This is a genomic window from Amycolatopsis sp. NPDC057786 (assembly GCF_042797905.1).
In the GTDB taxonomy this organism is placed as follows: Bacteria; Actinomycetota; Actinomycetes; order Mycobacteriales; family Pseudonocardiaceae; genus Amycolatopsis.
The window spans coordinates 1-13,021 of sequence record NZ_JBHVKW010000029.1 but is presented as its reverse complement, the minus strand read 5'-3'; the positions used below and the strand labels follow the sequence as shown (position 1 = coordinate 13,021).

General features: G+C 69.7%; 14 protein-coding genes and 1 pseudogene. 9 read left to right on the top strand and 6 right to left on the bottom strand.

All coding sequences use genetic code 11. From position 1 onward, the window contains the following. Positions 1-21 precede the first annotated feature (21 nt). The 3 genes from fxlM (at position 22) to ACFVM3_RS17575 (ending at position 3,983) form a co-directional block, all read left to right on the top strand. Positions 22-2,115 (top strand): methyltransferase, FxLD system, encoded by a 2,094-nt coding sequence (gene fxlM / locus ACFVM3_RS17585; protein ID WP_091679559.1) that lies wholly within the window; start codon positions 22-24, stop codon positions 2,113-2,115. Between the two features lie 5 nt (positions 2,116-2,120). Next, positions 2,121-3,245: a hypothetical protein gene (locus ACFVM3_RS17580; RefSeq protein ID WP_075849513.1), complete on the top strand. Its 1,125-nt coding sequence runs from the start codon at positions 2,121-2,123 to the stop codon at positions 3,243-3,245. A gap of 159 nt (positions 3,246-3,404) precedes the next feature. Next, on the top strand, positions 3,405-3,983 hold the full coding sequence (locus tag ACFVM3_RS17575; protein WP_378439848.1) for a methyltransferase domain-containing protein: 579 nt from the start codon (positions 3,405-3,407) through the stop codon (positions 3,981-3,983). Positions 3,984-4,091: 108 nt separating this feature from the next. Here ACFVM3_RS17575 and ACFVM3_RS17570 read toward each other — a convergent pair whose 3' ends face one another. The 6 genes from ACFVM3_RS17570 to ACFVM3_RS17545 all read right to left on the bottom strand — a co-directional run bounded on the left by ACFVM3_RS17570 (position 4,092) and on the right by ACFVM3_RS17545 (position 7,341). Next, positions 4,092-4,697: a copper resistance CopC family protein gene (locus tag ACFVM3_RS17570; protein ID WP_075849313.1), complete on the bottom strand. Its 606-nt coding sequence runs from the start codon at positions 4,695-4,697 to the stop codon at positions 4,092-4,094. Then, positions 4,694-5,125, bottom strand: a complete 432-nt coding sequence (locus ACFVM3_RS17565) for a chromate resistance protein ChrB domain-containing protein (protein WP_112276286.1) — start codon at positions 5,123-5,125, stop codon at positions 4,694-4,696. The genes ACFVM3_RS17570 and ACFVM3_RS17565 overlap by 4 nt, the downstream gene beginning before the upstream one ends. After that, positions 5,122-5,667 carry a Chromate resistance protein ChrB gene (locus ACFVM3_RS17560; protein ID WP_245788976.1) on the bottom strand — a complete coding sequence of 182 codons (546 nt, stop codon included), beginning with the start codon at positions 5,665-5,667 and terminating at the stop codon, positions 5,122-5,124. Before ACFVM3_RS17560 ends, ACFVM3_RS17565 begins: the two co-directional genes overlap by 4 nt. After that, positions 5,664-5,876: a DUF378 domain-containing protein gene (locus ACFVM3_RS17555; RefSeq protein WP_091679556.1), complete on the bottom strand. Its 213-nt coding sequence runs from the start codon at positions 5,874-5,876 to the stop codon at positions 5,664-5,666. Before ACFVM3_RS17555 ends, ACFVM3_RS17560 begins: the two co-directional genes overlap by 4 nt. A gap of 98 nt (positions 5,877-5,974) precedes the next feature. Further along, positions 5,975-6,949, bottom strand: a complete 975-nt coding sequence (locus ACFVM3_RS17550; protein WP_083666521.1) for a DUF1259 domain-containing protein — start codon at positions 6,947-6,949, stop codon at positions 5,975-5,977. 59 nt (positions 6,950-7,008) lie between these two features. Beyond that, positions 7,009-7,341 carry a PepSY domain-containing protein gene (locus ACFVM3_RS17545; protein ID WP_075849307.1) on the bottom strand — a complete coding sequence of 111 codons (333 nt, stop codon included), beginning with the start codon at positions 7,339-7,341 and terminating at the stop codon, positions 7,009-7,011. Between the two features lie 188 nt (positions 7,342-7,529). Between ACFVM3_RS17545 and ACFVM3_RS17540 the strand changes: the two are divergent. The 6 genes and pseudogenes from ACFVM3_RS17540 to ACFVM3_RS17515 all read left to right on the top strand — a co-directional run bounded on the left by ACFVM3_RS17540 (position 7,530) and on the right by ACFVM3_RS17515 (position 12,911). Continuing rightward, positions 7,530-8,227: pseudogene (locus tag ACFVM3_RS17540) on the top strand (response regulator transcription factor). Next, positions 8,224-9,621 carry a cell wall metabolism sensor histidine kinase WalK gene (locus ACFVM3_RS17535; RefSeq protein ID WP_075849303.1) on the top strand — a complete coding sequence of 466 codons (1,398 nt, stop codon included), beginning with the start codon at positions 8,224-8,226 and terminating at the stop codon, positions 9,619-9,621. The pseudogene ACFVM3_RS17540 and the gene ACFVM3_RS17535 overlap by 4 nt, the downstream one beginning before the upstream one ends. Continuing rightward, positions 9,618-10,295, top strand: coding sequence for an ATP-binding cassette domain-containing protein (locus ACFVM3_RS17530; protein ID WP_075849301.1), 678 nt, complete (start codon positions 9,618-9,620; stop codon positions 10,293-10,295). The genes ACFVM3_RS17535 and ACFVM3_RS17530 overlap by 4 nt, the downstream gene beginning before the upstream one ends. After that, the gene (locus ACFVM3_RS17525) at positions 10,295-11,074 is read left to right on the top strand and encodes an ABC transporter permease (protein ID WP_112276288.1); all 780 of its coding nucleotides are present in this window, start codon (positions 10,295-10,297) and stop codon (positions 11,072-11,074) included. Before ACFVM3_RS17530 ends, ACFVM3_RS17525 begins: the two co-directional genes overlap by 1 nt. 117 nt (positions 11,075-11,191) lie before the next feature. Continuing rightward, complete coding sequence (gene chrA / locus ACFVM3_RS17520) at positions 11,192-12,559, top strand: chromate efflux transporter (protein ID WP_075849299.1); 1,368 nt, start codon at positions 11,192-11,194, stop codon at positions 12,557-12,559. A 10-nt stretch (positions 12,560-12,569) separates the two neighbouring features. Beyond that, on the top strand, positions 12,570-12,911 hold the full coding sequence (locus tag ACFVM3_RS17515) for a hypothetical protein (RefSeq protein ID WP_158056997.1): 342 nt from the start codon (positions 12,570-12,572) through the stop codon (positions 12,909-12,911). The last annotated feature ends 110 nt before the right edge of the window (positions 12,912-13,021 follow it).

Below are 13,021 nucleotides of genomic sequence, written 5' to 3'. Positions count from 1 at the left end.
CCGAGAGGAGATTCCGCGCTGATGCTGCCGGACAGCTGGCACCACTACCTGGTCGAGTTCGCCGACCCGACCACGGCCGAGCACACCGCCGCGACCCTGCTCGTACCCGCTCTCGACCAGGCCCAACAGGACGGCGAACTCGACACGTGGTGGCACCTGCGCAAGACACCCGCCTGGCGGCTGCGTTACCAACCGGTCAACCCCGAGACGAAAGCGGTCGACACGCTGCTGTCCGACCTGGAGGCCGATGGGCATCTCGCGCGCTGGACTCGCGGCATCTACGAACCCGAAACCCTTGCCTTCGGTGGACCCGCCGCGATGGACATCGCGCACTCGCTGTTTCACCACGACAGTCGCCACTGCCTCGCCCGTGCCACGAAACCCGCTGCCTTGGGTCAGAGAGAGACCACCGTCCTGCTGTTCAGCTCGATGCTGCGCGCCGCCGGGCTGGACTGGTTCGAGCAGGGCGACGTCTGGGACAAGGTGGCTGCGCTCCGGCCCACCGCCCAACCCCACTCCAACAACTCTCCGCACACCGAGCGGTTGAGCCAAGCCGTGCGCCGACTGATGACCACCAACACGCACAAGGTCGCCGACGTCGCCCCCGACGTGGTTCCCGAGACCTGGTGGACAGCGTTCGACACGGCCGGTCGCCAACTCGCCGAACTCGCTCGCGCCGGACACCTCGAGCGGGGCCTGCGCGCCGTCCTGGCGCACCACTTCATCTTCCACGCCAACCGCGCCGGTCTCTCCGGCACCGACCAGGCCACCCTCGCCGCGCTGGCCGTCGACACCGTTTTTTACAGCACGCCTACCCGGCAGGCACCAGCCGGGACCACCTCCAACACCGTTAGGGTTCCCGCAATGACAACCACCGTCAGTGACGCTTCCACCGGCTCCGCCGACGAGCTGCGTACCAAGCTCGCCGACCGCCTCGTCAAGGACGGCACCGTCCGCACCGACGCTGTGGAGGCCGCGTTCCGGCAGGTGCCCCGACACCTGTTCCTGCCCGACGTCCCCCTGGTCGAGGCGTACGCCGACGAGCCCGTCTACACCAAACACGAGGGCGACGGCACCCGAATCAGCGCCGCGTCCCAGCCCAAGATCGTCGCCATGATGCTCGAACAGCTCGGCATCCAGCCCGGCGAACGGCTGCTCGAACTCGGCGCGGCCACCGGCTACAACGCCGCCCTGATGGCCACCCTCACCGGCGCCGACGGGCATGTCACCACGATCGACATCGACGAGGACCTCGTCGCCGGAGCACGCGAGCACCTGGCCGCAGCCAGCATCGACAACGTCGAGGCGGTCGCCGCCGACGGCGCACTCGGCCACCCAGAAACTGCGCCTTTCGACCGCGTCATCGCTACCGTCGGTGCCCACGAGGTCCCGGCTGCCTGGCTCGACCAGCTCACACCCGGCGGACGTCTGGTAGCTCCGGTGCGCCTGCGTGGTTGTGCCTCTCGCAGCATCGTCTTCGAACGCGACCAGGACGGCTGGCGCAGCCTGGGCAGCGAGATGGCGATCTTCATGCCGCTGCGTGGCCTTGGCGACGACGCTCGCCGCGTTCTGGACCTCACCGGCACCGGGGAGGTGACGCTGCAAATCCATAAGGACAACAACCACGCCACCGACCCGGACACCCTGACCGGCGTCTTCGACAGCCCTGCCTGCGAAGTGTGGACCGGCGTGCACTTCGTCCCGATGGAATCCTTCGAATGGCTGGATCTCTGGCTGGCTTGCCACCTGCCCAACCCGCTGATGCGCATGGAGGTCGCTCCCGCTGCGAAGGAAAGCGGCCTTGTGCGGCCGATGTTCCCCTCGGTGGCGATGGCCACCACCGCCGCCGACGGCAGCCTCGCCTACCTCACCATCCGCGCCGCGGACCCCGATCCGGACGGCGGCCGACGCTACGAGGTCGGCGTCATCGGCCACGGCCCCAACGCGCAGGAACTCGCCGAGCAGGTCTCGGTCGAGATCTCGACTTGGGACCAGGGCTTCCGCGCCAGCACCGTCCGATTCGCCATTCCCGACACCGCGCCCCAGCCGGACACCAACCCCGGCTTCGTGGTCCTGGACCGCCCCACCAAGCCCATGACCGTCACCTGGGAGTGACGCCCGTGGACCCCGCCGGCCAGTTCGCCCGCCGCTTCCCCCTCGTTGCCCGAACCCGCCCGGCCTGCCTCCCGCTGGCCCGGCGGGTGGCCGAGCTGTGCGACCGAGCACGCCAAGTCGAGCACAGCGGCGAGCTCGCCGAAGCCGCCGCCGTGCACAACAACGCGGCGCTCATCGCCTCCGACTGCGGCCTGCCCGAACTGGCCCGGCGGTGGTGCCACCAGCAGGTGAACATCTACCTGCGCGCCCGCCCCTTGGGCGCGCAGGTAGCCCGCCTCGCTCTCGAACCGATCACCAACCTCGCCCGCCTCTACATCCGCGAGGGTCAGGGCGAGCGCGCCTTCGCGCTGATCGACACCCTGTTCACCGCGGTCTCCGCCCGAACTGACGCCATCGTCGACGGCATCGAGATCCCGGCCGACCTCACCGACTCCGCCGAGACGCACCAGCACATCCGCAGCTGGCTGTGGGCAGTCCTGCTGGCCACCGGTGGCCGCGCTCTGGCCGCAGCCGGCCGCTGGGCGGAGGCACGCGCCCGGCTCGACGCGTACAAGGGCGTCGGGCGACGGATGCTTGACGGTCGCCAGATCGCGGTCATCGCCCACGCCGTATCCGGGGACACCGACAGCGCCCTCACCCTCTTGGCCGACACAACACCAGGAGACCCTTGGGAGAACGCCGTGACCGCCTGCCTGACCATCCAGTGCCACGGCGCCTCGGGCGTCGCCGATCTGCCCACGCTCCTGAACCAGTACCACCGACTCGACACCTCCGCGCCCGGCTTGGCGGTCTTCCACACACGGCTCGGGTTGTCCTTCATCGACGCCATCGGCACCGTTGACGATCCACCCGTGCACCAGATCGCCGTTGATCTGATCGACTACGCCGCCGCGACACGAGACGGATACGTCGCTCGCGATGTACTCGCCCACAATGGTTGCCGCGAGCTGCTCACCGACTCCCAAGCGCGCGAGTTGTCCGATTCGGTCGAAGCGTGCGCGCTCGGCAGCGGCACGCTCCCGGCCACACTGCTGGCAGACCTCACGACAGCACTAGCCTGCGCCGAAGAGGCCATGGCACGCAGCGTGAAGACGATGTCCTGCAACGTCAACGCTCCAGCGAACCCGTAGGGCGGGTCCTAGTGAAGCCGTTGCACCACAACGGGTTTGCTTCCTCGGCCCGAGAAACAGCCCGTGTCGATCACTAACGATGCCCGCCAACCCGACGATCGTTGATACGAAGGAACGATGCACACCACCACTACTTCGCCGGAAGCGCTACGTGCGGCAATGGTCGAGAGGATCCAGAAGGCCGGGCACGCAAAGCACAGCGACGTCGAGCGGGTTTTGCGCGACACACCGCGGCACGAGTTCGTGCCGGACGCCGACCTGGCGGTCGCTTACGACCCGTGGCAGGCGGTGGTCACCCACCGGTTCGAGGACGGCCGGTCGTTGTCCTGCGCGTCGGCACCTTGGCTAGTAGCCGCGATGCTCGACCAACTCGACGTCCAGCCGGGCAACCGCATCCTGGAGATCGGAGTGGGGACCGGTTACAACGCCAGCCTGCTCGCCCAGTTGACCGGCCGCGCGGACCTGGTGACCACCATCGACGTCGACCCGGACGTGACCGCGAAAGCCTCACAAGCGCTGGCCGCCGCCGGCTACGGCGACGTGCACGTGATCACTGGCGACGGCGGGCTCGGCTACCCCGACCACGCCCCGTACGACCGCATGATCGCCACGGTCTCACCGTGGGACATCCCCGCCCAGTGGTGGAAGCAGCTCGCACCTGGAGAAACGGCTGGTCGCCCCGTTGCGGTTCCCTGTCAAGTCAGCTTGTTGAGCTTCTCACGGCCAGGCTGGCGGTGAGTCGATGGCTCTGGTGTTGTTGGAATCTGACACCGCATTGGCTTTCGCGCTGGTAGGCCAGGACTACGGGAGCTATGCCGACCGAATGTCTCGTGACTGCGGTTGTCGTCATGTCCGGTCTGGCCGCTGCGCACGTGATGCGCGGACGCGTCGACGGTGACGAATGGTGAGGAGGGTTAGTCCTGCCAGGAGGCTGAGTGCGATCGTGGCGGCCAGCGGCGTGGTGATCGTGGACTGGTTGGTGGCTGGTGGCGCTGTCGGCGGTACTGAGTGGGGGGTGGTGGCTGGTGTGGTGGCAGTGTTTTCGGGGGTCGTGGTGACGCCGGGGGTGATGGTGAAGCTGTGTGATCCGCTGGCCTGGTGGCCGTCGAGGTCGATGACCTGCCAGGTGACGCGGTAGGTGCCCGGCTGGGTGAGTGTGTGCAGTGGCTGGGAGATCATGTCGTGCTTGACGATGGCGTTGTCGCGGGCGACGTCGTGGCCGTTGGGGCCGGTGACCCGGATGCTGAACGTGTTGATCAGTCGGTCGAAGGTCAGGTACACCCAGTCGACCGGTTCGGTGAGGACGGCATTCGCTGGTGGGGTGGCTTCTTCCAGCAAGGGCACCGCTGATGAGGGGGTCGCTGTCGCGGGGTGATCGGTGCCGAGCAGGCTTGCACAGAGCAGGGCGGCCAGGATGCCGAGGGTGGCGCGGCGGATGTTCCCTGCGGTCATGCGGGTTCGCGGCCGAGCATCTGGGCGCGGTGGTAGTACTCGTAGAGGCCGTCGAAGATGGGTTTGGTGATGGTGAGGGTGTGCTGGTCGTCGCCGATCATGGATAGGCCGCGGAGGATGGCGTCGAGGCCGGGGGCTTCGGGGGCGTCGTAGCGTTCGTCGTCGAGGTCGGCTTCGTGGATGATTTCGGCGATGCGCCAGAGCACGGGGTCGGTGAGGTCGTGGCGGCGCAGGATGGTTTCGAAGCTGCAGTCGTCGCCGTGGTGGCCGAGGTCGACGCCGCGCATGTCGAACGGGGTGGCGTCTGGGGGGACGTCGGCGGGGTCGGTGACGAACACGAAGGCGGCGTCCGGGTCGATGCAGCGGCGGATGAGCCAGGCGCAGGCGGCGCGGTCGATGTGGATGTGTTCGCGGGTGGCCCACTTCATGCGGTCTCCTCGGTGTGGTGGTCGGGGTGCAGGGCGTCCACAGCGGCCTGCGCGGTGTCGCGTTCGGGTGGGGGGAAGTAGTCGCGGCGGTGGATACGCCGCAGCTCGGCGCGCAGGGTGCGCAGGGCGCGTCGTCGCTCGGCCTCGCCGAGTGAGCGCGCTTGTTCGGCTTCGGTGAGCACGGCGCGGTACTCGGCGGCGCGGGCGGCGGCCATGGTCTGTGCCAGGCGGCGTTCCTGTGCCAGGCTGGTTGGTTGGGCCAGCCACACGCCGGCGGTGCCGCCGGCGGCGAGGATCTCGTCGGCGATCCAGTCGAGGTGTTCGCGGGTGCGGGCGTCGGCGGGCAGCGCGACCAGCCCGTCGCCGAGTTGGGCGACGCCGAGGCGTTTGAGTTTGCGCCAGACCGTGATCCGCGGGGTGGACGGCTCGCGGGGCATGCGGTAGGACAGCAACACCCACTGCCCTGCCCGCTGCCCTGCCTGCCGCGGCGCTGCCGATCCCGTCGATGGTCGCTCGTGCGCTGGATCGGTGGAGTTGCTCACTGATGTGTTCGGTCTCCGACGACGACGCGGCCGATCCAGTACAGGCCCGCGAGTCCGATCAGCACGAACACGATGTCGTCGAGCGGATCGGCGATGGGTTCCAGTGCCCGATCCAGCACGTTGATGTCGGTGACGAACGCCGCCCAGGCGAACGCGCCGATCAGCAGTAGCACGAAAGCGATCCAGTCCAAAACGGTGCGTGGCCGCATCCTGCGCTCCTTCCCGTTGTCATGCTCGTTGTCATGGTGCTTGTCCGGCCCCGCCGATCGTCACGACGGGGCCGGAAACGCTGTCGGCGTGAGTGGTATCAGCCTGGGGGTTGCAGGTTGGTGGCGTCCAGCGCGGGGCGGAGGGCTTTGGCGAGGGTGACGCCGTCGTCGACGGCCCAGAAGTGCATGTAGAACAGGCGGGGTTGCTCGGTGAGGCTGTGGTTGTGCACTTCGACCAGGTCGATCCCGCCTGTACGCAGCGCCTGGATCACCTTCTGGACCTCGGGTGCGGTCATCACGAAGTCACCGTTGATCGCGGCCCGCCCGCCGCCGAGTGGCTGGAAGTTGATCGCGGTGGTCACCCCGAACGTGGGCGGAAGGACATGCCCGTCGTCGGTGATGGTCTCCTTGCGGGCGATGCTGAACTTGTAGATGCCGCCGTCGGCGGTGCCCTTGCGGCCCAGGGCCTGGTCGATGCCGGCGGTGTCCAGGTCGATCGGCGGCTGCTGACCTGGTGGCGCCGGGGCTGGGATGGCGGTGGCGTCCAGTGCGGCTTGCACGCCTTGGGCGAGCGCTGCGGGGTCGTCGCTCATGGCGTGGATGTGGGTCCACCACACCGGCGGTGTTTGCTGCAGCAGGTGTTTGTGCAGCGCGGTCTGCGCGATGCCGTGGGCTTGGAGTGCGTCGGTGACCTTGGGCAGTTCGGCCTCGGTGACCACCAGGTCGCCCATGAGCATGACGCCGTCGCGGTACTTCGCGAAGGCGGCGTAGCCGCCCAGCGACAGCCCTGGTTTGATCTCGACGCCGCCGGAGGTGACCTGCAGGTCGGTGCGGGGCAGGCCGATGCGGTAGACGGTGTTGTTGTCGCCGAACTTCCCGGTGCGGCCCAGGGTGTCGGTGACCGGCTTCCAGTCCGCCTCGGTGGTGGGGATCGGCTGGTGGCGCCGATGCTCGGCGTCGGCAGCGGTGTCGCTGGCGGGGGTGGTGTCGGTGCCACAGCCGGCGAGCGGGACCAGCAGCAGCGCGGCCAGCGGCAACACCACGCGGGCCGCGCGGGCGGGGGTGAACGGCATGTCCTTGCCCTCCTCGAACTCGATCGTGGTCGGTGTAGATCGTGGTCGGTGGTACGCGGTCAGCCCTCGTCACCGTCGGCGTCGTGGTCCTGGCCGGGAGCCTCGGTGCCCACGACGTGGAAGGTGCTGTCGAGGTGGACCTCGACGGTGGAGCCGTCGGGCTTGGTGACGGTGACGCCGTAGGCGGCGGCGCCCTCGTCGGTCTCGGTCTCGACAGCGCCGGCCTTCCCGCCGGGCACGGACTGCACGGCCGCGGCTCGTGCCTGGTCGGCCGCGGGGCCGCTGACCTCGTCGCCGTCGCCGGACATCGCGGAGGCCAGGCCCACGCCCCCACCAGTGAGGACGAGCACTCCGGCGGCGATCCCGATCCCGATCTTCGTCTTGCGGTTCATGCCTTCTCCATTCTCCACGCTCCTGTAACCGTGGTTGCATGAGGTGGTTGCATGGGTATGGGTAGTCGGTGGAGATGAAGCCGTGATGAAGACACGACGGCGGTCACCCGGATGTGGTGGCACCGTGCCCGTGAAGGGGCGCCTGTGCAGGGTGCTCGGGGGTGGCGCCTGAAGAGAGGTGATGGATGGTGCGGGTACTGGTGGTGGAGGATGAGCCGAAGATGGCGGGCCTGCTGCGCCGTGGCCTGGTCGAGGAGGGCTACGCCGTCGATGTCGCCACAGACGGGGCCGACGGGTTCGGGGCGGCGGTCAGCCGCGACTACGACGCGGTGGTGCTGGACGTGATGCTGCCCGGCTGTCGGGGTTCGAGATGTGCCGGCGACTGCGCCGCCAGCAGGTGTGGGTGCCGGTGCTGATGCTCACCGCCCGTGACGCGGTGACCGATCGGATCAGCGGCCTGGACGGCGGCGCGGACGACTATCTGACCAAGCCGTTCCACCTGGAGGAGCTGTTCGCTCGGTTGCGGGCATTGACCCGCCGCGGCCCGGTCGCCCGCCCCACCGTGCTCACCGCGGGCGATCTGCGGATCGACCCGGCCAGCCGGCGGTGCTGGCGCGGCGAGACCGAGATCGCGGTGACGGCCAAGGAGTACGCGCTGCTGGAGATGTTCCTGCGCCAGCCCGGCGTGGTGCTCACCCGCGAGCTGCTGCTGGAGCACTGCTGGGACTTCGCCTACGAATCCCGCTCCAACGTCGTCGAGGTGCACATCCGCGCGCTGCGGGACAAGATCGACCGGCCATTCGCGGTGGTCTCGCTGGAGACCGTGCGCGGCGCCGGGTACCGGCTCCGGCCGGATGGTGGACGGCCGCGGGTGGGGGCGCGATGATCCGGCGGTGGCCGCTCCGGATCCGGCTCACCGCCGCGTTCACGGTGATGATGGCGCTGGTCCTGCTCGGAGTCGGGATCGTCACCGTGACGCACACACGCGAATCGCTCGACGCCTCGATCAGCGAATCGTTGGAGCACCGGCTGCGCGACCTCCAACCGATCGCCACCACCGCCGCACCAGTGCTGTCCAGCGGCGGCCGGGACACCGGCGAGCAGGTCCTCGACGACGCAGGCCAGATCATCGCCAGCTCCCCGGACGTGGCCGACCAGCCCCTGCTGACTCCAGCGGAGCTGGCGACCGCGCGGCGCGGCGAGCTCGTGGTCGATCACGCCACCGCCGGACAGCTGGACGGGCCGGTGCGTATCGCCGCCGCCCCCACCGGTGCGGACGGCCGGATCGCCGTGGCCGCGGTGACCCTCGCCGACCGCGACGCCGCGGTGGCCGACCTACGCCAAGAACTGGCGGTCGGCCTGCCGCTGGCGCTGCTCGCCGCCGCGGTCGGGGCCTACCTGCTGGCCGCCGCCGCACTGCGACCGGTGGAACGGATGCGCGCCCGCGCCGCCACCATCACCGCCGCACACCCCACGCAGCGTCTACCCGTGCCGTCGGCTCGCGACGAAATCTCCCGGCTGGGCACCACGTTCAACGATCTACTCGACCGCCTGCACGCCGCTGTCGAGCGGGAACGGCAGTTCGTCGCCGACGCCAGCCACGAGCTCCGCACCCCGCTCAGCCTGCTGACCACCGAACTCGAACTCGCGGCGCGCCGACCCCGCACCACACGGGAACTGACCGCCGCGCTGGGCTCGGCATTGGAGGAAACCGAACGACTATCCCGCCTGGCCCAGGACCTCCTCCTGCTCGCCCGCACCGACCAGGCCGGTCCGCCGGCCCGGCCCGGCGAGCCCACCCCGGTGCGTCCCGTGCTGGAGTCAGTGATCGCCCGCTACCGCAGCACCCTCGACGAGCACCAAGTGATCCTGGACTGCTCACCGGAGCTCACGGTGCGCGCCGATCCCGGCGATCTCGACCGGGCGGTGAGCAACCTGATCGACAACGCCGCCCGGCACGGGCAGCCACCCATCATCATCACGGCCAGCCCGCCCGACACCGAGCTTGGGGTGAGCATCCGGGTGCGTGACCACGGCTCCGGCATCGCCCCCGAGTTCCTGCCGCACGCGTTCGACCGCTTCACCCGCGCCGACGACGCCCGCACCGGCGGCGGCACCGGACTGGGCCTGGCCCTGGTCGCCGCGCTGGCCCGCCGCAACGGCGGTGCCGCGACTGCCGCCAACCATCCCGACGGCGGCACCACCGTCATCCTCACCCTCCCCGCCGCCAACCATCCCGACGCCACCATTCCGGACGCCCCGGCCGCCGCACCCGGATGAGCACCGTGCCCGGTTTTCTTCTGGACCGGGTCACGGTGACCCGCGGCCCAACCCGACTGCTCGACGGAGTCTGCGCCCGTCTCCCGGCCGGAGCGTGCACGGCGGTGGTCGGTCCCAGCGGCGCCGGCAAGTCCACCCTGCTGCGCCTGCTCAACCGGCTGGAGGACCCCAGTACCGGCCAGATCCTGCTCAACAGCACCCCGCTCGCCGAGCTCGAAGTGCTGGCACTGCGGCGCCGGGTCGGCCTGGTCGCGCAACAGCCGGTGCTGCTCACCAACCACGTGGCCGAGGAGCTGCGTGTCGGACGCGCGGAGCTGACCGAGCACCGCATCCAGCACCTGCTCGATCTCGTGGGCCTGCCCGCACGCTTCGCGCAACGCCGCACCAGCGGCCTGTCCGGCGGCGAAGCGCAGCGGGTGTGCCTGGCCCGGACGCTGGCCGTCGAACCCGAGGTCCTGCTGCTGGACGAGCCCACCGCCGCGCTGGACGCCGTGACCACAGCGGTGATCACCGAGGCCGCCCGCAACCACACCGCCGCGGGCGGGACCGTGATCCTGGTCAGCCACGACCTCCCCCTCGTTCGCGGCATCGCCGAGCACGTGCTGGTCCTGCACCACGGGCGCCTGGTCGCCCACGGGCACCCCGACCACATCGACTACCTGGAGGCCGGGTGATGACCGGACTGTCCGTGCCCAGCTGGGGCGGCGTCGCCGCCTCCCTGCTGTTGATCGCCCTCACCGCCGCGGTGGCCTACCGGCAGCGGCTGCACCTGACCCGCGAGCTGATCACCGCATCGCTGCGCGCCGGGGCACAGCTGGCCGCGGTCGGCGTCCTGCTGCTGGTGATCTTCGCCCACACCGGCCTTCCCGGCGCGTTCGGCTGGGTGACGATCATGATCCTCCTCGCCGGACAGGTCGCCGGCCGCCGCGGCACCGGCCTGCCCCGAGCCCGGTGGGCAGCCACCCTCGGGGTCGCCGTCGGCAGCCTCGTCACCCTCGCCACGCTGCTGGGCCTCGGGATCATCTCCACCCAAGCGCGGGTCGTCGTCCCGATCGGCGGCATGATCGTCTCCGGAGCCATGCAGGCCGCCGGGGTCGCCCTGCGCCGCCTGCGCGAAGACGCCCAGCAGGCCCGCCCAGCCATCGAAGCCCGGCTCTGCCTCGGGCTCCCCGCCCGCGACGCGTTCCTGCCCCACCAACGCTCCGCGCTGCGCACCGCGCTGCTGCCCGCGATCGACTCCACCAAGGTCGTCGGCCTGATCAGCCTGCCCGGAGCCATGACCGGACTCATCCTCGCCGGCGTCGACCCCCTCACCGCCATCCGCTACCAGATCGTGGTCATGTACATGCTGCTCGCCGCCACCGCACTCGCCGCTCTCACCGCAGCCCGGCTCGTCGAACACGCCCTGTTCGACCACGCCCACCGCCTCATCCCACTCCCCGAACCCCACTAACCGACCACTCCCACCGCCTCGGCCAGCCCGCATCCCGCCACCTGGACACCCCTCCACCGCACTAGTGCAACCATGGTTACATTGCGCGTGGAGTTGAACGAGGAGGGACGCTCACCCATGTCCGAAACCGCGAACCGGGACGTCATCCCACTGCGTACCGCGACCTGGGCGTGGTTTCTGATCTCGCTGCAGACGTTCGGAGGCCCGGCCGGGCAGATCGCGGTCATGCAACGCACCCTGGTCGAGGAGAAACGCTGGATCGGCCAACAACGCTTCCTGCACGCGCTGAACTACTGCATGCTGCTGCCCGGCCCCGAAGCCCAGCAGCTGGCCATCTACGTGGGATGGCTACTCAACGGCCGCCGCGGCGGGATCATCGCCGGGACCCTGTTCGTGCTGCCCGGCATGGTTGCCCTGCTCGCGCTGTCGGCCATCTACGTGACGTTCGGCGACACCACCCTGGTGACCGCGATCTTCGCCGGGCTCGCACCCGCGGTGGTCGCGATCATCGCCCAAGCCGTACCCAGGGTCGGCAAACGCGTCCTGCACCACCCCGCGCTCATCGGGATCGCCGCCGCCGGCTTTGTGGCGCTGGCGGTGTTCGCGGTCCCGTTCCCGATCGTCATCGCCGCAGCAGCGGCCATCGGCTGGGCACTCGGCCGGTTCGCACCCCGCACGATCAAACCCCCGCCCACCAACGGCGCCGCCGACGGACCAGCACCGTTGATCCCCGACGACGCCCTGCACCACGAAGCCCCCTCTACACGGCGGAGCCTGACCGTGCTCGGTGTCGGTCTGCTGCTCTGGGCCGCCCCGATCGCCGCGGTGGCGGTGTTCACCGGCGTGGGCAGCACGCTCACCACGCAGGGGCTGTTCTTCTCCGGCACCGCCGTGGTCACCTTCGGCGGCGCCTACGCCGTGCTCGCCTTCGTCGCCCAGCGCGCCGTCGAGGTCTACGGCTGGCTCTCCGCCCAAGACATGGTGCGGGGCCTCGCTCTGGCCGAGTCCACCCCCGGCCCGCTGATCATGGTCGTGCAGTTCGTGGCCTTCCTCGGCGCCTACCACCACCCCGGTAGCCTCGACCCATGGGTCGCCGGGGTGCTCGGGGCGCTGCTGACCACCTGGGTCACCTTCGTGCCCTGCTTCCTGTTCATCCTGCTCGGCGCCCCCTACGTCGAACGCCTCCGCCACAACCGCGGCATCTCCACCGCACTGACCGGCATCACCGCCGCTGTCGTCGGTGTGATCGCCAACCTCGCCCTGTACTTCGCCCTGCACACCCTCTTCACCACCAGCGATGTCCACCGATTCGGGCCGGTGCAGGTGAACCTGCCCGAACTAGCCAGCTTCCGACCCGTGGCCGCCGCGATCACCGCCATCGCCCTCGTCCTGGTGTTCGCGCTGCGCTGGCCGATGCTGCGCACCCTGGCCGTCTGCGCCGGTCTCGGCGCCACCGCCGCACTTTTCGGGCTTCCCCTCACCTGATCGAGCCCACATGCCCCATCGATCGTCGAAGCGCTCAAGGTCCGCGCCGACGTCCACCCAGGTATGCAACCCGGCACCGGACTGGTGGCGTATGGCGCTGGCCGAGGGCAACACGCTGGTCTCCCTCACCGCCCGCAGACTGGAATCCGGCGACGAGGTGCACTGGGAGTTGGGCGCGATCGGTCACGGGCCAGCCGCCGCCGAGCTGACCCAGTACCTCTGCGACGAGATCCGATCCTGGGCGCCCGAGCGGAACCAGCACACGCCATCGCTCATCGTCTATCCGGCTGATACCCCGGACAGCGAACTGGCGGGCCCGCCATCGACAAGACACACAGCAGGTTTGTCCTAACCTACGGCGACCTGACTAGTACTGCAACGGCAGTTGGTCGTCGTGTGGTAGATCATCGTTGTGGTGGTCGATGTGGTGATGGGGCAGCTGGATCGGGTTCATGATCGGAT